The organism is Arthrobacter crystallopoietes (assembly GCF_002849715.1).
GTDB lineage: Bacteria > Actinomycetota > Actinomycetes > Actinomycetales > Micrococcaceae > Crystallibacter > Crystallibacter crystallopoietes.
In genome coordinates this window covers 3,135,642-3,158,609 of the sequence record NZ_CP018863.1, presented here as the reverse complement: position 1 = coordinate 3,158,609, position 22,968 = coordinate 3,135,642, and the positions used below count along the sequence as shown (strand labels likewise).

Annotated in this window: 22 protein-coding genes and 1 pseudogene; 9 read left to right on the top strand and 14 right to left on the bottom strand. The window is 57.9% G+C overall.

Translation table 11 applies throughout. The features are described from left to right. The first annotated feature begins 179 nt into the window (after positions 1-179). Positions 180-1,916 (top strand): sensor histidine kinase, encoded by a 1,737-nt coding sequence (locus tag AC20117_RS14785; RefSeq protein ID WP_074699079.1) that lies wholly within the window; start codon positions 180-182, stop codon positions 1,914-1,916. 89 nt (positions 1,917-2,005) lie between these two features. Next, positions 2,006-3,571 (top strand): hypothetical protein, encoded by a 1,566-nt coding sequence (locus tag AC20117_RS14780; RefSeq protein ID WP_074699080.1) that lies wholly within the window; start codon positions 2,006-2,008, stop codon positions 3,569-3,571. A 241-nt stretch (positions 3,572-3,812) separates the two neighbouring features. On the opposite strand, the gene speB is transcribed toward AC20117_RS14780, so the two are convergent. Next, positions 3,813-4,811: an agmatinase gene (gene speB / locus AC20117_RS14775; protein WP_074699081.1), complete on the bottom strand. Its 999-nt coding sequence runs from the start codon at positions 4,809-4,811 to the stop codon at positions 3,813-3,815. Beyond that, a complete protein-coding gene (locus tag AC20117_RS14770; protein WP_074699082.1) occupies positions 4,808-6,187 on the bottom strand; it encodes an MFS transporter in 1,380 nt (459 codons plus the stop codon). The genes speB and AC20117_RS14770 overlap by 4 nt, the downstream gene beginning before the upstream one ends. A 172-nt stretch (positions 6,188-6,359) precedes the next feature. Between AC20117_RS14770 and AC20117_RS14765 the strand changes: the two genes are divergently transcribed. Then, on the top strand, positions 6,360-7,862 hold the full coding sequence (locus tag AC20117_RS14765) for a PucR family transcriptional regulator (RefSeq protein WP_074699083.1): 1,503 nt from the start codon (positions 6,360-6,362) through the stop codon (positions 7,860-7,862). Here the strand turns inward: AC20117_RS14765 and AC20117_RS14760 are convergent. From AC20117_RS14760 to rfbB, 6 genes are all read right to left on the bottom strand, one after another. Then, positions 7,859-8,077, bottom strand: a complete 219-nt coding sequence (locus AC20117_RS14760) for a hypothetical protein (protein WP_074699084.1) — start codon at positions 8,075-8,077, stop codon at positions 7,859-7,861. The genes AC20117_RS14765 and AC20117_RS14760 overlap by 4 nt on opposite strands. Next, the gene (locus tag AC20117_RS14755; RefSeq protein ID WP_074699085.1) at positions 8,074-8,298 is read right to left on the bottom strand and encodes a hypothetical protein; all 225 of its coding nucleotides are present in this window, start codon (positions 8,296-8,298) and stop codon (positions 8,074-8,076) included. Before AC20117_RS14755 ends, AC20117_RS14760 begins: the two co-directional genes overlap by 4 nt. Before the next feature lie 397 nt (positions 8,299-8,695). After that, on the bottom strand, positions 8,696-9,115 hold the full coding sequence (locus AC20117_RS14750) for a hypothetical protein (protein WP_074699086.1): 420 nt from the start codon (positions 9,113-9,115) through the stop codon (positions 8,696-8,698). A gap of 10 nt (positions 9,116-9,125) precedes the next feature. After that, positions 9,126-9,263 (bottom strand): hypothetical protein, encoded by a 138-nt coding sequence (locus AC20117_RS23360; protein ID WP_158300472.1) that lies wholly within the window; start codon positions 9,261-9,263, stop codon positions 9,126-9,128. Between the two features lie 122 nt (positions 9,264-9,385). Then, positions 9,386-10,795, bottom strand: a complete 1,410-nt coding sequence (locus tag AC20117_RS14745) for a sugar nucleotide-binding protein (RefSeq protein ID WP_074702833.1) — start codon at positions 10,793-10,795, stop codon at positions 9,386-9,388. A 5-nt stretch (positions 10,796-10,800) separates the two neighbouring features. Continuing rightward, positions 10,801-11,799, bottom strand: coding sequence for a dTDP-glucose 4,6-dehydratase (rfbB, locus tag AC20117_RS14740; protein ID WP_074699087.1), 999 nt, complete (start codon positions 11,797-11,799; stop codon positions 10,801-10,803). Between the two features lie 71 nt (positions 11,800-11,870). On the opposite strand from rfbB, the gene rfbA reads away from it, so the two are divergent. The 5 genes from rfbA (at position 11,871) to AC20117_RS14715 (ending at position 16,840) form a co-directional block, all read left to right on the top strand. After that, complete coding sequence (rfbA, locus tag AC20117_RS14735) at positions 11,871-12,746, top strand: glucose-1-phosphate thymidylyltransferase RfbA (RefSeq protein ID WP_074699088.1); 876 nt, start codon at positions 11,871-11,873, stop codon at positions 12,744-12,746. Between the two features lie 12 nt (positions 12,747-12,758). Then, on the top strand, positions 12,759-13,331 hold the full coding sequence (locus tag AC20117_RS14730; RefSeq protein ID WP_083339515.1) for an acyltransferase: 573 nt from the start codon (positions 12,759-12,761) through the stop codon (positions 13,329-13,331). Between the two features lie 568 nt (positions 13,332-13,899). Further along, a complete protein-coding gene (locus AC20117_RS14725) occupies positions 13,900-14,676 on the top strand; it encodes an O-antigen ligase family protein (RefSeq protein WP_158300471.1) in 777 nt (258 codons plus the stop codon). Further along, the gene (locus AC20117_RS14720) at positions 14,651-15,925 is read left to right on the top strand and encodes an oligosaccharide flippase family protein (protein WP_074699090.1); all 1,275 of its coding nucleotides are present in this window, start codon (positions 14,651-14,653) and stop codon (positions 15,923-15,925) included. Before AC20117_RS14725 ends, AC20117_RS14720 begins: the two co-directional genes overlap by 26 nt. Positions 15,926-16,390: 465 nt before the next feature. Continuing rightward, positions 16,391-16,840, top strand: a complete 450-nt coding sequence (locus AC20117_RS14715) for a transposase family protein (protein WP_074699092.1) — start codon at positions 16,391-16,393, stop codon at positions 16,838-16,840. On the opposite strand, the gene AC20117_RS14710 is transcribed toward AC20117_RS14715, so the two are convergent. Continuing rightward, positions 16,791-17,935 (bottom strand): IS3 family transposase gene (locus tag AC20117_RS14710; RefSeq protein ID WP_101632608.1). Its coding sequence is split into 2 segments (ribosomal slippage): positions 16,791-17,662 and positions 17,662-17,935, totalling 1,146 coding nucleotides; the frame shifts between segments, so codons are not numbered across the junction. The two genes, AC20117_RS14715 and AC20117_RS14710, sit on opposite strands and share 50 nt — an antisense overlap. 71 nt (positions 17,936-18,006) lie before the next feature. Here AC20117_RS14710 and AC20117_RS14705 point away from each other — a divergent pair. Further along, positions 18,007-18,404, top strand: a pseudogene (locus AC20117_RS14705) (transposase); the annotation flags it as partial. 57 nt (positions 18,405-18,461) lie between these two features. Here AC20117_RS14705 and AC20117_RS14700 read toward each other — a convergent pair. From AC20117_RS14700 to AC20117_RS14680, 5 genes are read right to left on the bottom strand one after another with little or no spacing between them, the layout of a single operon-like run. After that, positions 18,462-19,187: a WecB/TagA/CpsF family glycosyltransferase gene (locus tag AC20117_RS14700; protein ID WP_074699096.1), complete on the bottom strand. Its 726-nt coding sequence runs from the start codon at positions 19,185-19,187 to the stop codon at positions 18,462-18,464. Continuing rightward, entirely contained in the window at positions 19,184-20,266 is a 1,083-nt protein-coding gene (locus AC20117_RS14695; protein WP_158300470.1) for a glycosyltransferase family 4 protein, read from the bottom strand. Before AC20117_RS14695 ends, AC20117_RS14700 begins: the two co-directional genes overlap by 4 nt. 11 nt (positions 20,267-20,277) lie before the next feature. After that, positions 20,278-21,117 carry a glycosyltransferase family 2 protein gene (locus AC20117_RS14690; RefSeq protein WP_074699098.1) on the bottom strand — a complete coding sequence of 280 codons (840 nt, stop codon included), beginning with the start codon at positions 21,115-21,117 and terminating at the stop codon, positions 20,278-20,280. After that, on the bottom strand, positions 21,114-22,115 hold the full coding sequence (locus AC20117_RS14685) for a glycosyltransferase (RefSeq protein ID WP_158300469.1): 1,002 nt from the start codon (positions 22,113-22,115) through the stop codon (positions 21,114-21,116). The genes AC20117_RS14690 and AC20117_RS14685 overlap by 4 nt, the downstream gene beginning before the upstream one ends. Before the next feature lie 17 nt (positions 22,116-22,132). Further along, positions 22,133-22,927 (bottom strand): glycosyltransferase family 2 protein, encoded by a 795-nt coding sequence (locus tag AC20117_RS14680; RefSeq protein WP_074699100.1) that lies wholly within the window; start codon positions 22,925-22,927, stop codon positions 22,133-22,135. Positions 22,928-22,968 lie beyond the last annotated feature (41 nt).

The following is a 22,968-nucleotide window of genomic DNA, read 5'->3' as shown; positions in this document are numbered from 1 at the left end:
GGACACCCGCCCCGTTACCCGCCCGACCCTTCCCGGTCCGCTATCCTGTCCTACGGCAAGCTCCGCCCAAAGCCAATCGCGCCCGACTGCGGCCCCGCGGACCACGCCCACGTCAGCATTCCCGGTTAGAGCATCCGCCAACCCAACCGATCCCCGCTCAGGGGCGACAAGGAGAGAAGATGCACCGGCCCGGCGCCCAACTGCCTTTCGCCGAGAACTTCCACAGTCTCGGCCTTCGGGCCAGGGTGGTGCTCTGCCAGCTGCCGCTGGTTTCCTGCATGCTCGTGGTTGTCGGGGTCTTTGCCCTGGCTGAGCCTGCCATGTTCGCCAATCCCTGGTTCCGCCTGTGCCTGCTGTTGCATGCCGTGGTCCTGGCGCTCTGTGCACTCATCCCTTGGGAGCGGCTGCCTGTTCGGAGTTTCCAGATCATCCCTATCATCGACTTCGCCCTGATCGCGCTGTTGCTGCACGCCGACGGCCAGGCGCTCAGCGGATTGGGAATGCTGCTGGTTTTCCCGGTGATCTGGCTTTCCGTAAGCGTCCTGAAAAGCCGGATCCTGATCAGCTTTGCCGGCAGCCTGCTGGCCGTCCTCGTACCCGTGCTGCTCTCCGAAGCCGTGAACGCCACCCATCTGCTGCGCCTGGTGCTCGCCCCGGTCATCATGCTGGCCATATCAGTCTCGGTGCACATCATCGCCAACAACCTGGAGTTCCAGCGGGCCCAGATCGCTACGGCCGAGGCCGAGCTGCACAAGGTTCTGCAGGCCAGCAGGGAACGCGAGCAGCTGCTGCATGCAGTCGTGGACAGCATCGACGTCGGATTGGTCGCCGTAGACTCCCGCGGCGCTGTCACTCTGGTCAACCGGCAGCAGGAAGAATTCGCCGTCCGCGCGTCCGCACCCGGACGCGAAGCAGCAACACCGGATCTGCAGGCAGACCACTCAAAGATTTACGACGACGACGGCGTATCTCCCCTGCCGCCGCAAGCCCGCCCAGTGCACAGGGCTTCCAGGGCGGAGGAATTCTCCGGTCAGATCATGTGGCTGGGCGAAGGACCGCAGCGGATCGCGGTCTCCGCTGCGGCCCGCAAGATCTCCGGCCAGCCGGTGACGCCGGAGTCCCCGGGATCAGTGGTCTTGTTCAAGGAGGTGACAGACCAATTGGCCGCGCTGGCCGCCAAGGACGATTTCATGTCCGCCATTTCGCATGAACTCCGGACGCCGTTGACCTCGATCCTTGCTTACGTGGACCTGGCACTTGAGCATCCGGACTTGCCCGGCCAAGCCGCCGATTACCTCGCGGTGGCTGACCGCAACGCCGAGCGGCTCCTGGAACTGATTTCGGACTTCCTTTCCTCATCGGCCGGGACGCTCGAAATCCAGACCCAAGCCGCAGACCTGGCAGACGTGGTCCGGAGAAGTATGCTTTCCGCGGCAGCCGGCGCAGCGGCGAAGGGCATCGCCCTGATCAACGAAATTGACCACGAACTGCCGGCGGAGATAGACCCCGGGCGGATGACCCAGGTGATGGATAATCTGCTCTCCAATGCAGTCAAGTACTCCCCTCGGGACAGCACCATCAGAATCCGCGGCTGGCGAGATGGCGGCACTTCGGTGCTGGAGGTCGAAGACACCGGCTACGGGATGGATGCCGCAGACCAGCGCCGCGTCTTTGACCGGTATTTCCGATCCAGCTCGGCGCGCAGTTCCGGCATCCACGGCACTGGGCTCGGGCTGGTGGTTACTAAGGAAATAGTGAACCGTCACGGTGGCACCATCGAAGTTGCCAGCCGACTGGGTGCCGGCACCAGGGTCACCGTCAAAATTCCGAAGGCCGGCCATCAAGCTGAAGACGCACTGCCACCGAAAGCTTTTGTCTTAGGCAGCAGGAGACAGCACGCGGCTGGGAACAGCTGAAGGCGGGTTAATCGTTGCTACCCAGAGCACTGCGGATCGGTTATTCTCAGTGTGATGCCATCGTCTGGTGGCTGACCGTTGGGGGAAAATTGAAACGCATTGTCGCGGCCGTCGTGGCCGCTGCCTTGGGCCTGCTCACGCTGGTTGCAACACCTGCCCATGCCGAAGCCGCCGGGGCGCATTCGGGCTGCCTGCCCAATACGAACGGATATATCTGGGGCGGCACCTGTACCGGAACCCTCGACGGCCTGGCTTCACCTGAACAGGTCCACACCATCAGGCTGACGGCTCCCGCTCCAGGAACCATGTTGGAAGTCCTGAAACTGCCAAACCTCCACACTCTTTACGTCTACGACGTCGACAACAGTGACATAGCCGAGGCCGGCGTCGGGGTGAACGGTGTCGCCGGGCTCCTGAACACCTTCTACATGAGCGGTTCCGGGATCACCGACCTGACGCCCCTGTCCGCCGTCAACCGGGACAGGCATACCGTCAGAGATCTCGGCCTCTACGACACCAAAGTGCATGACTTCTCGCCTCTGGGCGTGATCCCGAACCTTTATCGGCTCAACGTAACTACCCACCGTGACGGAGTGCTGGAGCTGCTGCGCGGCAAGCCGACCATGGTTGAAGCCCCAATCTGGCTCGATGGCAAACCGCTGCACCCGCACCCGTATGACGGCTTCCTTGAGTACGACGATGAGAATCCCGGCCTTTACCCGGTCCAGGCAACGGCAACCCGGCTCGGCCCTGGCCTGGTCACGTGGGTTCCGTTCCGCGCCCACCCGGCAGCCATGGGTGACGTGATGATCACCCGCCTGATCAAGCAGGACGCTATTGCCCGCGATGCGGTGGATCTCTCCGATGGCCGCGGCCCATTCCTTTTCCATTCGGATCCCCAGATGGGCGGCTTCGCCGTCCTGTCCTCCCTGACCTACACGCCGATCGCCGTCCAGTGGACCCGTGACGGCGCGGTCATACCCGGCGCCACCGAAATGCTCTACACATACACGACAGCCGACATCGGCCGCCGGCTGGCCGCCCGGGTCACGATCGGCGGAACCGCCGCGGAGCAGCCCTACTATCCGCAGCGGACCCTGACCATCCAGGTGCCCGGCCCGATCCAGGGCGTCTTCAAGGCACCCGAGCCGGTCGCCACAGGCAAGGCCGCCGTGGGAAACACGCTCACCGCCAACCCGGGCGCCGTCTCGCCAGCACCGGCGAAGACCACGTACCGCTGGTACTCGAACGGTCAGCCGATTGCCGGAGCCACCGCAAAGACCTACAAGCTGACCGCCCGCGACTACGGCAAGCGCATACACGTGGCGATCCGGCACGAGCGGCCCGGTTATATGGCCATTGGCCGTGCCAGCGACTCCGTCCGGGTCGGAGCCGGAACCCTTGCCCTGAAGAAAGCGCCGGTGATCAGCGGGACGAAGGCCGTAGGCAAGACCCTGAGGGTCTCCACCGGCACTTGGTCACCGGCCCCGCAGAAATACACCTATCAGTGGTTCCGCGACGGCAAGCGGATCGCCCATGTCAAAGGCACCAGGTACACCCTGCAGGCACGGGACCGCGGCAAGAAGATCACCGTCAAGGTCACTGTCAGTTTGACCGGCTACACGACCCGGACAGCGACAACCAGGTCCCGCTAGGAGCGCCATGAGGAGCCACGAGGACGGGTTGCGATCCGCATCCGGTCAGGAGCCCGATATGGACTCGCCGACGCCAAGCTGGAGACTGATCCGCGGGGGTATCCGCCGGTTGTCCTGACACCTCAGGTGCGGCAGCGACCGTGATCAGCGTATCTGTGGGCACCGCGTACATCCAAGGCATGGCTGTGGGCCGGTGGGAAAGTCCCACCGGCCCACAGCAACAGCCAGAACACAACGCAGATTAGACAGCTGCCCCCTGCAGGTCCTCCTCCCCCACAAACTTGGCACCCTTGTCCCGGTTGACCATCAGGGCCAGCAGGTCGAAGACCACCGTCGCCGCCGCCAGCGTCGTCACATCGGCATGATCGTAGGCCGGCGCAACTTCCACCACATCGGCCCCCACAATGTTGATGCCGTTCAGCCCGCGAAGCAGCGCCAGGAGTTCGCGTGAGTGCAGTCCGCCCATCTCCGGTGTGCCCGTCCCCGGCGCGAAGGCCGGATCCAGCACGTCGATGTCGATGGAGACGTAGACGGGAGTGTCGCCCAGCCGGTCCTTGACCCGCTGGATTGCGGCGGGAACACCGATGACATCCAGGTCCGAACAGCGCAGGATCTGGAAGCCGAACTCATGGTCCCGCAGGAAGTCGTTCCGGTCGTACACCGGCCCGCGGATGCCCACATGCATCGACCGATCCTCCACCAGCAGACCCTCCTCGAACGCTCGGCGGAACATAGTGCCGTGCGTGACCGGCTGGTCGAAGTAGGTGTCCCAGGTGTCCAGGTGAGCGTCGAAGTGCAGCAGGGCCACCGGTCCGTGTACCTTGTTCAGTGCCCGCAGCATCGGCAGGGCGATGGTGTGGTCCCCGCCGATCGAGATGAGCCGCTTGTCCAGCCCGAGCAGCGGCAACGCCTGCTCCTCGATCGCCTGTACAGCCCGGGTGATGTCGTACGGCGTGCAGGCAATGTCGCCCGCATCCACCACCTGGGTCTCGTTCACGGGTTCGACGTCGAGCTCCACGTGGTAGCCCGGACGCAGCAGCCGCGAAGCCTCGCGGACCCCGGCCGGACCAAAACGCGCGCCGGGGCGGAAGGAGGTTCCGCCGTCGAACGGTACGCCGACAATGGCGATGTCGTAGTCCGGAACCCTATCAATCTGGGGCAGCCGGGCGAACGTGCCCAAACCTGCGTAGCGGGGAACTTTAGTGGCGTCGACGGGTCCGATGGGATCGTGGGTGGTCATAGCGAGGATCCTTCCTTGGTACGTTCTGCCGGAAAGGCCGGCTTCTTGTCAGAGGTGAGTTCGGAAAGTGTCTTGTTGGCGGTTTCCGGCGCGAGCAGGAACGTGGCTACCAGTCCCACCAGGGAGATCACGGCCCCGATCAGCAGTGAGCCCGCGGCGCCGAAGCTGATGATCGCCACCGGCATCAGGTATGTACTTGCGGCGGACCCCACCCGGCTGATCGCGGTGCCGAAGCCAACCGCCGTCGCCCGGATTTCCGTGGGGAAGAGCTCGTTCGGGTAGACCACCTCGAGGAAGCTGGAGGCGCCGGAGGCAATAGCGAAGATGGCGAGCGCCAGGAACAGCGGGCCGGCCTGCACATCCGGGATGAAGGCCGGGATGGCCAGCGCCACCGCGATGACCCCGAAGGACCCCAGCAGCAGCTTGCGCCGCCCGATCTTCTCCACCAGCCAAAGTCCCGGCACTCCCCCGATCACAAACAGCATGGAGATCAGGAAGGAGCCGCCGTAAAGGTTGGCATCCCCGGTCAGCCCGAAGGAGGCCAGCAGGTCCGGCGCGAACGTGTAAACGGCGAACAGCGGGATCACCTGGGCCGTCCAGAAGATGGAGACGAACAGCGTGCGCTTCCACAACTGGCCCTTGAAGATATCGGCAAAGCTGGCCTTCTTGGCGTCCGCCTCGGCGTCGGAAGAAATGTCGCTGATGTCGTATTGCTCCCCGTAGACCTTCTTGATCACCGCACGGGCTTCCTCCTGCCGGCCACGCGAGAGCAGCCAGCGCGGAGACTCCGGCGTTCCCAGCCGGCACAGCAAAGTAACGACGGCGAAAATCGCCGGGCTCGCCACCATGAACCGCCAGGCGTCCGGTCCCATGTCGCGCAGCAGGTAGCCCACCGCGAAAGCCGCCGCAGCACCAACCGCCCAGACCACAAACGTGGCGCCCAGCAGGCGGCCGCGTACCTTGCGGGGCAGGAACTCCGCGAGCAGCGAGGTGGCAATCGGATAGTCCGCGCCGATGGCCATGCCGAGGAGGAACCGGCACAGGACAACGTGCCAGACCTCGGTGGCGAAGCCGTTCAGCAGCGAGAACAGCGCCAGCGCGATCAGGTCGGCGATGTACATCTTGTGCCGGCCGATCTTATCCGTCAGCCAGCCGAAGATGGCCCCGCCGAAGAAGATGCCGATCAGGCTCGCCGCGCCGATCAGCCCGATCTCCCCGGTGCTCAGCTCCAGCCCCGGCGTCATCGTAATAAAGGCAATCCCGATGATCGACAGCGCGTACCCGTCAATGAACGGACCGCCCGAGGCAAAGAAGGTCAGTTTCTTATGGAATGTGGTCAGCGGGGCATCGTCAATGAGATTGCTCGTTGCGCTCATAGCCGCCCTCTCTCGTGAATGCTCATCGTTGAGCTGGATCGTGATGGTTCAATCATTCGTGATCCGGCTCACTGCCAGTACCCTTCGATTGACTACAAAGAGAGAGGACACTTAGACATATGTATAAAAGCCGCAAAGTACGACGGCGTTCTGCCCGCTTCCAGGAGCGCGTATGTCGATAACGGTTGCCGAGCTGCTGGCCGAGCCGCAGCTGGGTTTGAGTCTGCTGGCCGGCTCGGACGGCCTGCAGCAGCGGATCACGTGGGCGCATACCTCGGACCTGCCGAGGCTGTGGGAGTGGGTGACCGGCGGGGAGATCATGATGACCAACGGCCTCTCCATCCCGGCCGACCCCGCGGGCCAGGTCGCGCTGGCAGAGGCCTTGGTCGCCGCCGGGGCGAGCGCGCTGGCCATCGGCGAAAAGATGCACGCGCCGGAACTCACACCCGAATTCCTGGAAGCCTGCGACCGGCTGCCGCTGCCGGTCATCAACGTGCCGTACCCGCTACCGTTCATTTCCATCGCGCGGTCCGTGGCCGAGTCCTCCCTGCTGGAGGAGTCGCGCCGGCTGCGGCAAACGGCCAGGATCTACGACCTGCTGCGATTGGCCGGCCCGCGCGCAGACCAGTGGCAGGCCCTGGTCCAAGGGGTAGCAGCACAGCTGGATGCCCGGCTCTATGTCGTGGACCGCCGCTGCCTCCACCCCTGGCACCCCAGCGGAGAAGCCCTGCCAGCCGAACTCGCCGGGCAGCTGCAGCCGCTGATCGCAACGGCTCCGGCGTCGGGCAAGAAATTCCAGTGGCACCACGTGGATGGAAGCCACGTCCTCATGATGGACGTTCCCACCCATGACAACGCGCTGCTGCTGGTCCTGCCGTTGTCGGAGCCGCACCCGGACGCAGTTGTGCTGCTGCACGCGGCTTCCGTCCTGGGCCTGGAGCTGTCCCGCACCATGCTCGCCCTGGAAGACCAGCGGCGCCTGGGAGCGGAGTTCCTGGCCCAAGCACTCGAAGGCCGCTATGCCCTTACGGATCTGGAAAGCCGGCTCACGAGTTTCCAGCTACCGGCCGAGAAGTTTCTCATCGTGTCCATCTCGGGGCTGGACGAAGAAAGTCTCGCCACCATCCACGCCGAACTGTGGCGCCATGGCCTGGCGAATGTCAGTCTGCGCCAGTCCAACACCCTGCACATCATCCTGCCGCCCGAGTGCACCGAGGACCAGCTGCGGCACACACTGCCCGACGACGCCAGAATCGGAATGAGCCGGCCCACCGGCGCCACCGGAATGCAGCGCGCCTTGCAGGAATCACTGTGGGCGCTGGGCACGGCGGCCAGCACGGGCAGGACACTGGTTCGCTACGGGGACGGCCCCTCGTGGCTGGGCTTGACCAGCATGGAAGAAGGACAGGCGATGGTGCAGCGCCTGCTCGGACCAATCCTGGAGTATGAACGGGGCAAGCAGCCGGATCTGCTCACGACCTTGAAAACTTACCTTGACCATCAACGGTCGTGGCAGAAGACCGCCGCAGCGCTGTTCACCCATCGGCAGACCGTCATTTACCGGATCCGGAAGATCAGCGAGCTGACCGGGCTGGACATGGCCGAGACATCGTCCTTGGCCCAGCTATGGTTTGCGTTGCAGATCCACCAGACGATGGATCCACAACGAAATTAGTTACAGAAGTCGAGCTGCTCGGTGTAGCCGTAGGGAACCGAATCGCTGATCGCCACGGTGAACCGCCCGGGCTCGTGGCGGGTGACGAGGATGCCACCGGTCCGGCACATCTTCGCCAGCCCCGTCATTTCCTCGACGGCGGCATTGAGCCTCTCGTCCCTGGCGGCCCGGCTCTCCGCCCGGACCTCGATGGTGGTGTTACAGGGAGCGTTCATCGGGCAGCCAACTCGCTCTCGCCGGACAGCGGCCAGGCGGTATAGCCTTCCGCCTTCTCAAAAAGGGTCCGCATCTGCGCCCCATGGTTCTCCAGCCACAGCGCATCGGCCCCACGGGTGACCGCTCCGACATAACCGGTGCGGACGCTTCGCCCGTCCTTCTTGATCTCGACTTCCAGACCGGGCAGTTCGTTCCAGTCCCGATACAGAGCGCTGCTCATAGTGCTGCCTTTCATGCTGACGTTACCCTCCCCAACCACGGTCTACCGCGAGCCAGGTTGAACACTATTAGTCAGTCCCGGTTCCGGCTATGTCCGGTGGAACGAAAAGGGTCGGGCCGCGTTGTACAGACGACCAGCCATACCCAACTTTAGGTACCCAATGGGGATTGACTCTCCCCCGTCTTGGTGACTCGGATTTTTCCAAGCACTCCACGACAGACTTACTTCATCTTGATCGGCGGGAGCTGGCACCCGCAGGAGAACGGTCAAGCTCGGTGCCCGGCCTTTCCCCAACGAGGCCGGGCACCATTCTCTCGGGACAGTCAAAGCTTGTCCTGTAGATCCCGCCCTCAACAGCCCCGGCAACTTTGAACTGCGCACCGATGTAGAACCATCCCTAACCGTCCCTCTTGGTGCCCAGCCTTTCGGCCTTTCGGTCGCGGTTGAAGTCACCGGCGCAGAAGAGCCGGCTGTACCCGTTCCAGCCACCGCTGCCGGCTGTGGCTACGGCCTGTGCCCGGTCCATGTAGAGGTAGGTCTTGCCATCGGGGCGGACGGCCAGCAGGTCATTCTTTCCGTCCCGGTTGATTTCCCCGAAGCCTTCCAGCCGGAATAAGTCGGCCCAGGCGCTGCTGCCGATCTCGACCTGGCGCTTGTAGCCCTCGTTGCCACGGCCGATCTTTCCGGTATCTGCGTAGAACCACAGCGTTCCGTTTTTGAAGGCGCCGCGGACGTCGTTCTTATCGCCACGGTTGTAACCCCCACCAACAGCTGTCAGCTCCTTGTAAATTTGCCAGCCGGTGCCGACCCGGACCAACCTGCCGAAGTTACCCCGGGGCGAACCACAGTATTCCGTCGGGCTTGCGGGAGACCAAGTCGTCCCGCCCTTCACCGTTGAAGTCGCCGGGTGCGATGACCAAGTTGTGGCCCTTCCACGCCGAGGCACCCGTTTTCACCCAGCTCATGCAGCCTTCCGGCTCCCGGAACTTGGCCCCGCAGTAGAGCCTTTTCCTGGAGTTGCCGAATTTACCTACTACGGATCGACCCTGGCCACTAAAATCCACAAGTGGGGAGACTTCCTCGTCCCCTAATTACTCAGATACTCCTTGAGACGGACATTAGAGGCCTCAGGGCAGAATCCTGTCGATTGGATCTTGTCCAGACCAAGGGAGCTGTTCAGAGGACGCGGCGCTGCCAGTTTGCCTTCGAAATACTCGGCCGTCGTTACACCTGTGACTGCCGCCCCATCACTTCCAGCTAATTGATACACATCTTTGGCGATATCGGCCCATGCCTGCGGCTCTCCGCTATTGGTCAGATTGTATGCACCGTAGCCAGCGCCCGACTCAAGCAAATGACGAATCCCAGCCGCTATATCGGGGGTGAAGGTGAGACGGCCGATTTGGTCATTGACAACGGTGGGCCTCACGCCCTTTGCGGCAAGGTTCGCCATAGTGCGGACGAAGTTGTTACCCTCGCCGATGACCCAGCTAGTGCGGACGATGTAGTGTCTGGGCACTACCGATACGATTGCATCGCCTGCGGCCTTGGTCTGCCCATACACACCAAGCGGCGTCAGAGGTTCCTCTTCTGTGTGTATCCCCGTCGTACCGTCGAAAACGTAGTCGCTGGAGACGTGAACCAGCGTGAGATTGTAACGGGTAGCAATTTTGGCCAGTTCGGCGACGGCTGTCACATTGATCGCCCAGGCCGCCTGTCGTCCGTCACCGGTTTCGGCCTGGTCGACGGCGGTATATGCGGCGGCGTTAATGATGGTGTCGTAGTCGCGCCAGTTCCTGGTTCGATACGCCTCTGGGTCGGACAGATCGAAGTCTGCTCGCGCAGCAAATTCGACATGTTCCAGGTCTCCGTATTCCTTCCGGAGGGCTTTGCCTAACTGCCCGTCGGCACCAAGAACCAGAATCTTCCGCTGAGGCATGGCTGACACATCCGCCAGGCTGGGGTGAACGCGGTCTTTGTCAGAGAGCTCCGCCCGCTCCAGGGGTATAGGCCAAGGGATGTTGGCGGTTTCATCGGCGAGGTTCAGGAACGTGTACTGGCCCTGGGCATCGGCAGACCAGTGGTCATTGACCAGGTAGGAGTAGGCAGTGTTGTCTTCCAGAGTCTGGAAGGCGTTGCCGACTCCACGAGGAATAAAGATAGCACGCGAAGGATCCAGATTGGCAGTGAACACCGTGCCGAAGGTCGAGCCTTCCCGCAGGTCCACCCATGCGCCGAAAATGCGCCCGGAAGCGACGGAAATAAACTTGTCCCACGGTTCAGCGTGGATGCCACGTGTCGTGCCCGCTTTTTCATTGAACGAAATGTTGTTCTGGATCGGCTGGAAATCGGGCAGGCCAGCGGCAAGCATTTTTTCGCGCTGCCAGTTTTCCTTGAACCAGCCGCGGTTGTCACCGTGGACCGGCAGTTCGAAGAGCAACACGCCTGGGATAGGTGTTTCGCTTACAGCAAGTTTCTTTGAGAATTCGATGCTCACGTTGCTCACCGCCCCAAGGCCAAGTATTTTGCTTCGGTCGCTGCCTTCTGAGGCCGCCACCAAGCCTCATTGTTCCGGTACCACTCGATTGTGCTCGCTAACCCGGATTCAAAGTCTGCGAACTTCGCGGTCCAGCCTAATTCCCTTCGGAGTTTGGTGGAATCTATCGCATAGCGCAGATCGTGGCCGGGCCGGTCGACCACGTGGTCGTAGCCGTCGGCAGGCTCACCCATCATCGTCAGGATCAGTTCAACGACGTCCTTGTTGTTCTTTTCGCCGTCGGCACCGATTAGGTAGGTTTCTCCGATACGGCCGTGCTCGAGGATTGTCAGCACGGCCGAAGAATGGTCATTGGCATGGATCCAGTCGCGGACATTCTCGCCGCTACCGTAGAGCTTCGGGCGGATTCCATCGATAACGTTGGAAATCTGACGCGGAATGAACTTCTCCACGTGCTGGTACGGGCCATAGTTGTTCGAGCAGTTACTGATGGTTGCCTGCAGCCCGAAGGAACGCACCCATGCCCGGACCAACAGATCTGAGCTCGCCTTCGTCGACGAGTAGGGGCTCGACGGGTTGTATGGCGTCAAATCTGTAAAACGCTCTGGATCGTCCAACTCAAGATCACCGTAGACTTCATCCGTACTGATGTGGTGGAAGCGCTTGTTGTGCTTGCGTGCGGCTTCAAGAAGTGTATAAGTGCCGATGATGTTGGTCTCTAGGAAGGGCCACGGATCCTGCAAAGAATTGTCGTTGTGTGATTCCGCTGCATAATGAACCACAGCGTCAGTGTCCGAGACAAGCTTTTCTACAATTGCCGCATCGACAATATCCCCCTGTACAAAACGGAATCGCTCGTCTGGTAGACCTCCGAGCGAAGTCTCGTTCCCGGCATAGGTCAACTTGTCCAAGACGGTTACGTGTTGATCTGTGTTGTCGAGCACATGGCGCACGAAGTTCGACCCAATAAAACCGGCTCCCCCGGTAACCAAGAGTTTTTTCACACATCAAACGATACCCGCTGAACGTCCTCGGGTTTGCAGCGGGGCCTGCGGCCACTATATACATGACTATCATGCGGGGAATCATTCTTGCCGGAGGAACCGGCTCACGCCTACATCCGATTACGCACGGTATCAGCAAGCAACTGGTACCGGTCTATGACAAACCTATGATTTACTACCCGCTCTCCACGTTGATGCTGGCAGGCATACAGGACATCCTCATCATCACGACACCCCAGGACAGCGATCAGTTTCAACGATTGCTCGGTGACGGATCGCGCTTCGGCATCAATCTTTCATACAAAGTACAACCGTCACCAGAAGGTCTCGCTCAAGCTTTTATCATCGGTGAAGAACACATAGGCCATGATTCTGCCGCTTTGGTCCTCGGTGACAACATTTTTTACGGCCATGGCATGGGGAGCCAGTTGCAGAAGTATGCAAATATCAACGGTGGAGCCATTTTTGGATACTGGGTGGCTGACCCCACAGCCTATGGCGTGGTGGAGTTCTCGGGTGAGGGCCGCGCTTTGTCTCTCGAAGAAAAGCCGCTCATTCCAAAAAGCAACTATGCGGTGCCAGGACTCTATTTTTATGACAACGACGTTATCAGCATCGCTAAAAGCCTTCGCCCCTCACAACGGGGTGAACTTGAAATAACCGATGTGAATCGAATCTACTTGGATCAAGAGAGGCTGTCGGTCGAAGTCCTGCCTCGCGGTACTGCATGGCTCGATACCGGAACATTTGAATCTTTGAACGATGCCTCCAATTATATCCGCACAATTGAAGCCCGCCAGGGTTTGAAAATCGGGGCACCCGAAGAAATTGCATGGCGTAATGGGTTTGTCAGTGATAAAGAACTGGAAGAACTGGCAAAACCCCTCTTGAAAAGCGGATACGGAACGTATCTTCTTCGTCTCCTGGAGCAGGAAAAAACGAAGTGATTAGGAGTCACGATGAAAGATAACGTCACCTTAATGGATTCGAGAGCCAAACTTAGCCATGTCAGATACTGGGGCTGCCTGTACGCTGCCACGATTGTGGGACGTTTGCCCAGCCATAAACTGCGGAATTTCTTTTATAGAAGATTCCTTGGAGTCACCCTTCCAAAGAATTCAATACTTTATTGGAGAGCTAGGTTTTTCAAGCCAGAAGGTGTTGTCATAGGGGAAAATTCAATTATAGGCAATGATGCTTTTTTGGATGGTCGAAACGGCATATTGATTGGTGATAATGTAAACATCGCGTCGGAAGTTCGGATTTGGACGGCTGAACATGACGTAGCCTCTGAAGCATTCGAACAGACGGGTGGGCCAGTCAGCATTGGCGACAATGCCTTCATCGGGAGCCGAGTCACTATACTTCCAGGAGTCGCAATTGGAGCTGGTGCTGTTATCGGCGCCGGTGCTGTCGTCACAAAAGACATACCGGAATGGACTATTGCATTTGGTATTCCTGCAAAACCTGTCAAAGAGAGGCCACGCGTCGCCTACAGACTCGATACAAGCCGTCGTGCCCTCTTTCAATAGGGCAGCATGATCCGGCTATGAATTTAGAATCAATAAGGAGCGAGCAATGTCGCCAGGGTCGATAGTGCCGCTTATCGGCCTCGTGTCGGTTGCTGTCGCTGTTCCGCTGCTACTACCCCGATTGACCATTCTTATGAGCCTCGGGTGGATCATCTTGGTCCGCCCCGGCGAAGAACTTATTTCCATGGGATTAGCGGGAAGCACACTAAGTGAGGTCGATTTACTCCTTATAGCGGGTCTCGTCGCATCCATTCGGCTTTATCTTAAGCGTGCCAATTCAGCAGGTCCACAACTAATATGGGCCCCTCTCCTAGCCTGGCCTCTGTGGCTTCTCCTTAGATCAGCATTTCCGGTGTTGGGTAATGTTGACACCACCGGGCCCGTTATTGATCTGCGGATTATTGCGACTTTCCTAGCCCTGATACCTCTCGGAGTTATCGCGCGTCGATACGGTGGGACTTACTTAGCTAGATGGGTTTGCTATTTGGCCTACGGCACGTGCTTCGTCGCGGTAGTGAGTTGGGTACTTCGAGTACTAGGAGTACTTGAGCCGGGTGCCTATGCTTTGGTGAATGTGTCGAGCAGCGCCGCAGGGGATATCCGGCCAGGTGGAGAGATCTTGATCCCGGTTCTAGCGATACTTCTCGCCTTTGGCAAAGCTCCTCTCTTGCTAAATAGCAAGATTCTGTCCTTCGCCCTCGTCATATTAGAAATCTTGATCAGTCAAACACTTAGCATCGTATTGGCTGCTGCCGTTGGTATTGCCTTCGGTTTGATACTCAACTGGCGGCATACATCGCTCACGCTGAGGGCCCTTTCATTGATCGCAGTGCTGACAACGGCGCTCTTGGCTGGAGGAGCTATCGGATCCGAATCTAGGTTCAACCTTTTGGCTAGGGCCGATGAGGCTTCGGCCAACTACCGTGTCACAGAAATGGCAACTGTCGGACGTATAGTTTCGGAAGACCCTATAACGATGTTGATCGGCTCTGGACCCGGGTCAATGGTCATCTTCAGCGGTGAAGATATTAGTGAAAAGAAGCGTGACACCCATAATGTCTATGTGAACATTCTCCTGAAGTCGGGAAGTATCGGAATTCTCCTGTTCTCCATTCCGTATTTTACGTTGTGCGTCAGGCTCTATCGAACTAATCATCCGCTGGCCCGGTCCATGATCGCCGTACTAGCTGCCATTGCATTCGTCAGTATCTCCGTCCCCTTTCTCTGGTCTTCTGGCGGGCTCCTTGCACTACTAGCTATTGTGACTGCTGCCCGATGGCCGCATCCTCCCAAATCATGGTTAACGGAAAAAGGTGCCGATGCGACTCGTCGCAAAACTCTTTAGCAACCCAAGTGTGCTTCTAATTGCTTCGAACATTGTAGGTTTGATTCTCGGGCTTGCGTCAGCCGCGCTTCAAGCACGTCTTCTGGGACCCGCGGGCCGAGGGGAACTTGCGAGAGCGATGGTTCCGGGCAGCATTTTCGCGATGCTATTATGCATGGGTCTCCCCGATTACTTTTCAAGAAGATCGGCTAAGGGCGATGATATGCGCCGCCTAACAGGAACTGCCGGCTGTCTTGCACTTATTATTGGGATAGTGGCTGTAGGTCCTTACATTGTAGTAGTCAATGTACTTGAGCCTTACGGAACAACAGCATGGTGGCTTCTCATGGCTTACGCCATTCTTTCGCCAGGGTTTATTTTTGGATATTGCGTCACGGCGATTTCAATGGGTGCCTCTTTTTGGCGCATGGTCGCTGTGCTGAAGGTACTTCCCCAGGCGGTCGCAGTCTTAGGCATGTTAGGTATGCTGATTCTGGACCTAGTATCCGCACTCTATGTTGGATTAATTCTCATCAGTACATCTCTAGTAGGTCTGCTTATACCTTTATTCCGTCGTCAGTTCTTTCCGCCAATAAGCAGTTCGTTACGCAGAATGCGGCTCGCTACATCTTTCGGACTGCGAGGCTGGCCCTCCGGTTCTCTATCGTTACTCAACCAGCGCATCGATCTCCTCTTGTTGACCGTACTGGCCAGCGCCGCCGATCTCGGATACTACGCCGTCGCCACCACTTTGGCGGCAATATTGTCTGCATTAGCAAATGCTGTAGCACTTCCTACGCGGAATCATGTCGCTCGTGGGGATAACTCAAGGGTTCCCAAGACGACAGCAACAGTTGTATCTTGCACGCTTATCGTCGCGAGCTTCGTCACAGCCGGCCTCCCATGGCTCGTCTCCTTTGTACTCGGCGATGAATTCCTGCCGGCCGTCCCAGTCATGATGGTTCTCCTCTTCACGCAGGTTCCACGTGCTGGCATCATTGTGGTAACCCAGTGCTTGATAGGTTACGGTCGCCCTCAAAGTCCTCTTGTCGGCGAAGCCACGGCTATAGCAACTACTATTGCGCTAGTTCTTTTCTTGTATCCAATCTTCGGTATCGTTGGAGCGGCATTTGCTAGTTTAGGAGGCAATATTCTCAGCTTTGGTGCACTCCTATACCTATCGAATCGACATATCACCCGCCAGCGGCTGACACGCTATTTGTTCATAAGCCCCCGTGATGCTTGGTCACTTGCCAAAAGCTTGTCTTGACAAACCATCAAGACGTTCTCCTGTGACCTGTGAACACGCACACATACCATCCTGCCAGATTCTGCAGCAGCCGGGCTCGAGAGATTATGACGAGCCTAGGTGCTTTTGTTGGCTCCTCGCGTTTAGGTTCTGCCTGTTGACCTGTGGACGGAGTGGAATGTGATCATTTCGCTGAGTAGGACTCCGCCGAGAGGAATGTCGTGGCGTATTTGTCGTAGTGAGTGGCTGTGTCGCGCAAGTGCTTGAGCCGGTTGAAGCCGCGTCCAGCGGTGTTGCGTTTCTTGTAGATACCTGGGTCGAACGCTGGCGGACGTCCGCCGGCTGAGCATTGGGGGGCTCTTCGAGGTTCGTGGGGAGATGATCTCCTGACGTAGTTAGCAAAAGGGCCCGTGGCCCTGCTGGGATGAGTGTGTCTAAACATTCATCCTGGAGCAGGGACCACAAACCTTGATAGAGCCTACCCGGGTGTCAGTTGACGCTGCCTCCGTATTGTTCAACCTGCCCGATTTCCATATCATTTCCGTCGCTGTCCGTGACTTCGGCCAGCGGCGGGTGCTGATCTGCACCGACCTGCCGCCCGGCTGCCCGATGTGCGGAGTGGCCTCTTCCCGCCGGAAGGAACAGCGCCTGCAGCGACTGCGTGACATTCCCGTCGCCGGCCCGCTCGAACTGATCTGGTCCAAGTACCGCTGGTTCTGCGACGAGGCGCTGTGTGATCAGCTGTCTTTCTTCGAATCGACGGCGGAAGTGCCCCGGTACGCCCGGAGCACCGGCCGGCTGCGGGAGAAGGTCGTATCGGCCGTACTCGTATCCGGAAGGGCGGTGGGACTGCCCCGGGTTTCGTTGACTCTCGGGGTTGATGGGTTTAGGCGGCTTGAAGGCCGGTTTCGATTGTCTCAAACTCGATGGGTGTGAGGCGGCCAAGAGTCCGCTGACGACGCCGGCGGTGGTAGGTCTTCTCGATCCAGGTCACGATGGCCAGGCGCAGTTCCTGCCGGGTGGACCAGCGCCGCCGATCCAGGACGTTCTTTTGCAGCAGGGCGAAGAATGATTCCATGGCGGCATTGTCGCCGCATGCGCCAACCCGTCCCATCGATCCGGTCAGCCCGCTGCTCTTGAGTGCCCTGACGAACGCTGTGGAGCGGAACTGAGACCCGCGGTCGGAATGCACCACAGTTCCCCGTGGTGATCTCAAAGCGACTGCGTTGCGCAGCGCGGAGACGGCCAGCGAGGCCTTCATCCGTTCGTCGATGGAATAGCCGACGATTCGGTTGGAGTAGACGTCCTTGATCGCGCAGAGATACAACTTGCCCTCGTCGGTTCGGTGTTCGGTGATGTCGGTCAGCCACAGCTCGTTCGGTGCCGTGGCAGTGAAGTCCCGGTCCACGAGGTCCTCGTGGACCGGTGGGCCGGCCTTGCGGCTGAGACCGCGCTTCTTGGCGAAGACGGACCAGATCCGCTGGCTGCTGCACAGCCGCTGGACCCGGTTCTCGCCGGCGCTGATGCCCAGGGCCGGCAGTTCGTCGGCGATGAACCGGTACCCGAACGCCGGGTCATCCAGATGGACGTCCAGGGCGGCATTGATCAGATGCGCGTCCGCCCGGTCCCGGTCGCAAACGGGACTGGTCTTCCATTTGTAGAAGGCCTGCTTGGAGAAGCCCAGCACCCGGCAGGCCACCGCCACGGGGATTCCGTCGGCGGCAAGGTCAAGGACCAGCGGGTACGTCATTTTGGGGGCAGTTCCCTCGCGAAGAACGCCGCGGCCCGGCGCAGGATCTCGTTCTCCTGCTCAAGCAGGCGAATCCGTTTCTTTGCCTCCCGCAGTTCGGCGGCTTCCTTCTCGGTCACGCCGGGGCTGCTGCCGTCCTCGATGTCGGCTTTCTTCAGCCAGTTGTGCAGGGTCGCTTCGGAGATCCCGAAGTCCTTGGCGATCTGCGCCAGCGGTGCTTCATGCTTCCGGGCGACAGCAACAACATCGCGGCGGAACTCGGCGGGATAGGGCTTGGGCACAGGAACATCCTTTCTGTAAGGAATGAATCCTCACAAGTCAGGAGTCAACTGAACCGGGGGCAGTCCCGGTCTCCGAGACCGCCGCCGCATACGGAGTCTCGTGGTGGCTGGTCCGCAGTGCGCTCGACTGCGCCGCCGCGGTGAGACTTCCGGACGTCGACAGCATGGCTCTGCAGCGATCGGCATAGACGAACACCGCTTCCGGTCCGTGCGCTACTTCCAGAATCCCGAGACGAAGACCTGGACCCGGTACGAGCCCTGGATGACCACGATCGTGGACCTGGGCGCCGGGCAGGTGCTGTTGCGCGTCAACGGCCGCGACTCCAAGGGCGTGGGAGGGTGGCTCTTCGCCCGGCCGCTGCAGTGGCGCCTGGGCGGCCAAGTCGTGGCGATCGACCCGTCGGCAGCGTTCCGCAAGGCACTGAGGATGTGGCTGCCGCGCACCGCCGTGGCCGTAGACCACTTTTATGCCGGAGCTGGTGTTATGCCGATTATGGGCGCGTTCACGGGGGCAGGTTGTGTAGGCTCAGAATTCAGTAGTGTTCGCGCTTCGTCGTATCGTCAGCGCTTCAAGGACAAGTCGTGGCATGACAGATAAGGCTTGGACGATTCGAGGTAGAAAGCGTACAGGGTCTTGAATAGTGCGTTGAAGCCATTCTGCGCCAACTCGCTGGATTCCTTTTGAAGGAGGCTTTCGAAGGCCCACCACCGTTTCTATCGCACCGCCAATACCAATGACAGTCACATTAGCCCGGTCAGCTAAGTATCGTCCCCAAGCCTCTTGTTTAGGACTGCCAAGGGCTACGAATACAACGGAGGCACCGTACTCTGTTATGCGCTTAGTAACCTCTTCCAACTTTTCAAGGTCAACTTCTGTACCGAACGAGCCACCGATACACAGCCAATTTGGGCGGAGTACCGAGAGGCGTTCATGGGACTGCACGGATGAACCAACGACCGCGATTCGGCCCTGAACGTGTCGTTGGAACACTGCCTCAACAATCTCACGACCAGTCAATACGTCATGCTGCCGTCCTGCAAGCTTCAGAATTGCACTGAGCCAACGTCCATCGATCGTCGTTGCGTCACAATGCCTAATGCTGTCTGCATAAAGCGGATTCCTCCGGGCCAGCCACATCTGCCACGGCGCGAGCGTAACAACTTGATATGCTCCCTTAGACTCGATCTGACCGAGGAATTCTTCATCAAGCATATGATGAGCCAAGGACAGCAAACTGCCTTGTTCGCTCATTTAGCTACCTCCTCATAAATGTCCGAGATCTGCTCGCTAGTCTTCGTCCATGAATAGCGTTGCGCCTGTAGATTCGCCTTCGATTTAAGCCCGTCAAGAGACTCAAGGGCGAGAAGCTCCCTCAATCTAGACACCAGATCCTGAGTCTGTCCCCATACAAACGGACGAGTTATCCCACCGGACACCTCTTCCAATGCACCCGAAGTTGATACGAGCGGGACGCAATAATTTGCCATGCCTTCTACCAACGCTCTCGAAAATTGCTCGCTCCAACCAGGAAGCTCCCGTGAAGGAACACATATGACGTCTGATCGTTTCATCCAGTCGACTACGGACTCATGAGGAACAGCACCGACAAAATGCACGCGGGCTTTCGCTTCCCTATTGTTCTCAACAATTTGACGCAGTTCGTCCTCCATAGGACCGGAACCAACCAAGGTGAGCTCCAAGGGACCGTCAATTTCGACGACGGCTCGGACAAGTTCTTCAACACCTTTTCGATCCGACAGCCTGCCAACATAAACCACCCGAAGAATATGACCTGATGATTCAGTCTTGGCTATACCAACCGGAACTTCCACCCCATTTCCAATTACCGAGATCGATGGCTTATAACCCTTGCGAACGAGTACTTCCTTTGCTTGATTGGATGGTACGTACGCAGCCGAGCTGAACTTTAGGACGGTTGACTGGATTGCGGAAAAGGGAAAAGGGTACTTTTTGAACTCATTCTGGCTAGAGCGGAAAATGTATGCACTTTTTGTTCTGGCTAAATACCGAGCCAGGACGACGGAAGCCGCAGCTAGACTATAAGGCTCCTCATGTATATCGATAACGTCGGGACGAAATTTCCGAATCAGACGGGCCGTAGTCACTGGGTTGTAAAAAAAGAACGGATTTCTGCGAAAGCCATAAAGTGCAACGGGAACGACTTCGATTTCATCCGAACGTCGGACCGCCCTGGTGGCTGTAGGTAATTCCCGAAACACCCGCGGCACCATAAGCATGATTGAATGGCCTAACTTGGCCAGTTCTAAATCACGCGCCTGATAAGCCTCGACTCCACCACCGTGGAACACTCGAAAAATCCTCAATTTTGTCTCCTGATTCCCTTATTGTACTGCCTAAGGCTCATTAGCATGGGCCGGAACCTCGGCTGCACGGCGATGCGAAGAATGTTGTATATAACGGCAATCCAGCCTTCAAGGCGAAAGAAGTGTTTCCTCATATAATTCGTGTGGCCGACGGCTCGCTCTACATGGCGCCAACGTTCACTTACGCCAGTGGAGCTAGCACCACCTGGAGTGATCACCTCGACCTTATCCGTCAAGGCTACAACGCCACCTACATCATTCAATCGGCGGTGCAAATCCATCTCTTCACAAAACAAAAAGAAATTCTCATCGAAACCGTTTAAACGATCGAAAACATCACGTCGAATCGCCATACAGCAACCGCTTATAGTCTCAGTTATAGAAAGCCCATTTCGGTGTGAGGAGATTCCACTAGGTCGAGTGCGCCAAGGAGGTGTGATGGTTCTACCCCAACTAATCTTGAGCCGGCCATTAGTGTCGAGAACACGTGGACCCAAGCAATCAACACCGCCATCTTGCGCATGAGTCACCAAAGCGGCACACTGATCTAAAGATATAGCTACGTCAGGATTGATGAACAGCAGCCAATCAGATTTGGCTAGACGTGCGCCAATGTTCGAACCTGCGCCATAGCCTATATTCTCGCGGCTCAGAATAAACTCTGCACCGTATTGATCCGCTATCGCCTTAGTTCTACGGGCATCTTCAGGATCGGAACCGGAGTCTACTATGATTAGCCTCGTGTCGCTACCATTCTCAAAACCCATCTTCTCAATAAAATCACCAATAATGTGGCTGGAATTGTAAGTTACCGTCACCACGGTGAAATCCCTCATGACATCGCTCCAAGCGCTACATTCGCAACCTCTCGCCAGTCCGTTAGCGAAATATTGGATTTATTCCAAGAAATAATTGCCCGTTTGAAAGATTCGTCATATAGCAGACGATTCAAATGCTTCGCCATCTCCTCGATTGAGTATGGGTCAAAAACCTCTGCGCCACCTTTGGAATATATGTAGCCTAAGTTCCCTAAACTACTGACAGCGGTCGGTGCGCCGGCTGCAGCCAAGTCGAGTGCCGGGATACACAGACCCTCATCGAAGGAAGGCTGGATGTAACCTACGCACCCTGAGAGGAGTTCTTCATACGCTTCATCCTCCAGGTTCGCAACAAGTTCGATCCTCTCGATGTTTTCCGTATCGATTGCAGCCATAAGCGCTGTTGTTTCCACACCCGACCTTCCGCAAATAATAAGTCGAGCGTCGTGAATATCTGCAGCTTTCCAAGCACGAACAAGACCTACTAAGTTTTTATGTGGCTCATGCGCCGCCACGCAAAGTATGTAGGGATCGTCATATACGGGAGCCCAACGAATATCATGTATAGCTTGTATGGGAAGCGGCGTTATTGATACCGGAAACCCATACTCCGACACTTCATTGGCTGTATACTCAGATACTGCCAAACTTGTGCTCGTCTTTCCCGCCATCTTTGTCGTAAAGTCTCGCACGAAATTGCGACGGTATTTCTCTGGGAGACGCAAAAAACCTATGTCGTGAAAAACTGGCACTATAGGAATTTTAGAGATAATAGGAATCGTTTGACGTGGCACAAGAATGCGATCTGCACCTTTTTGCCTTGCTGCCCTTGGCAAGCCGAAGTGCATAAATCCACGGCTTTCGATCTGAAGGTCACAGGAATCCGCACCTGGCGAACCGGCAACAATCAGATCAAGACGTCCTTCCCCTTCAAGAGCGCGCAACCCTTTGGATAGACCGACAGCTATATCTCTTACACCTGAGGGTTTCGATTTCAGTAAGCGACCGTCGAACATTACCTTCATGCTACCCTCTAATCTCGTCCAACTTCACGAATAATTTCAATGCAATTCGCAATTCGAGCGCTAAACCGCCCCCCCAAACCAAGCCACTTTTTCGCATATAGGTACCTACTACGCCTATTGATAGCACGCAACTTTCTGTGGGGACGCTCGCCATGACCTTGGTCGTGAATGGCTTTTGAGCCACCGTCAATTACGGTACGTATCCCGAAATTGTGCGCTTTACGACAGATATCGGTATCTTCAAAGTACAAAAAGTAGTCGGGAGAGAAACCGCCAAGCTGGAGGAACTTGTCATAACGCCATAACATCAATGCGCCACAGATCCAGCCTGCATCGAGTACCTGATCCGGTTGCGGGACGATGTCAAAGGCTTTCCGCATGCCTACCGATAGAATAGTTGGAAGCTCACGAGCTGAAGACACGGGCGAGCCATCACTCGTGACAAGTTGCGCGCCCACGCAGCCGATATTGTCATCTGACTCGGCTGTCTCCCACATCGATCGTATGGCTTGTCTGTCTAGCTCAACGTCGGGATTCACAAGCAGAACATAGTCTGTGGACTGTGGCAGCGAACGTACCCCGATGTTCATCGCTGCGCCGAACCCTGTGTTTTCCCTATTGAAGATCAGACTAAGAGGAGCGCCCCAGTCAAGTTCACGGGCTAATTCAACCGAATTGTCAGCGGAGTTGTTATCGACGATCACTACGCCGTCGAATGGGAACGCTTCCCGCACACTTTGGGCAAGTCTTTTCAAATAGCGGTTTGAATTATACGTTACAATCACGACGTGGATGTTGCTCATGGGACTCCAGAATGAAATTTATTCTCTAAGGACAAATCGAA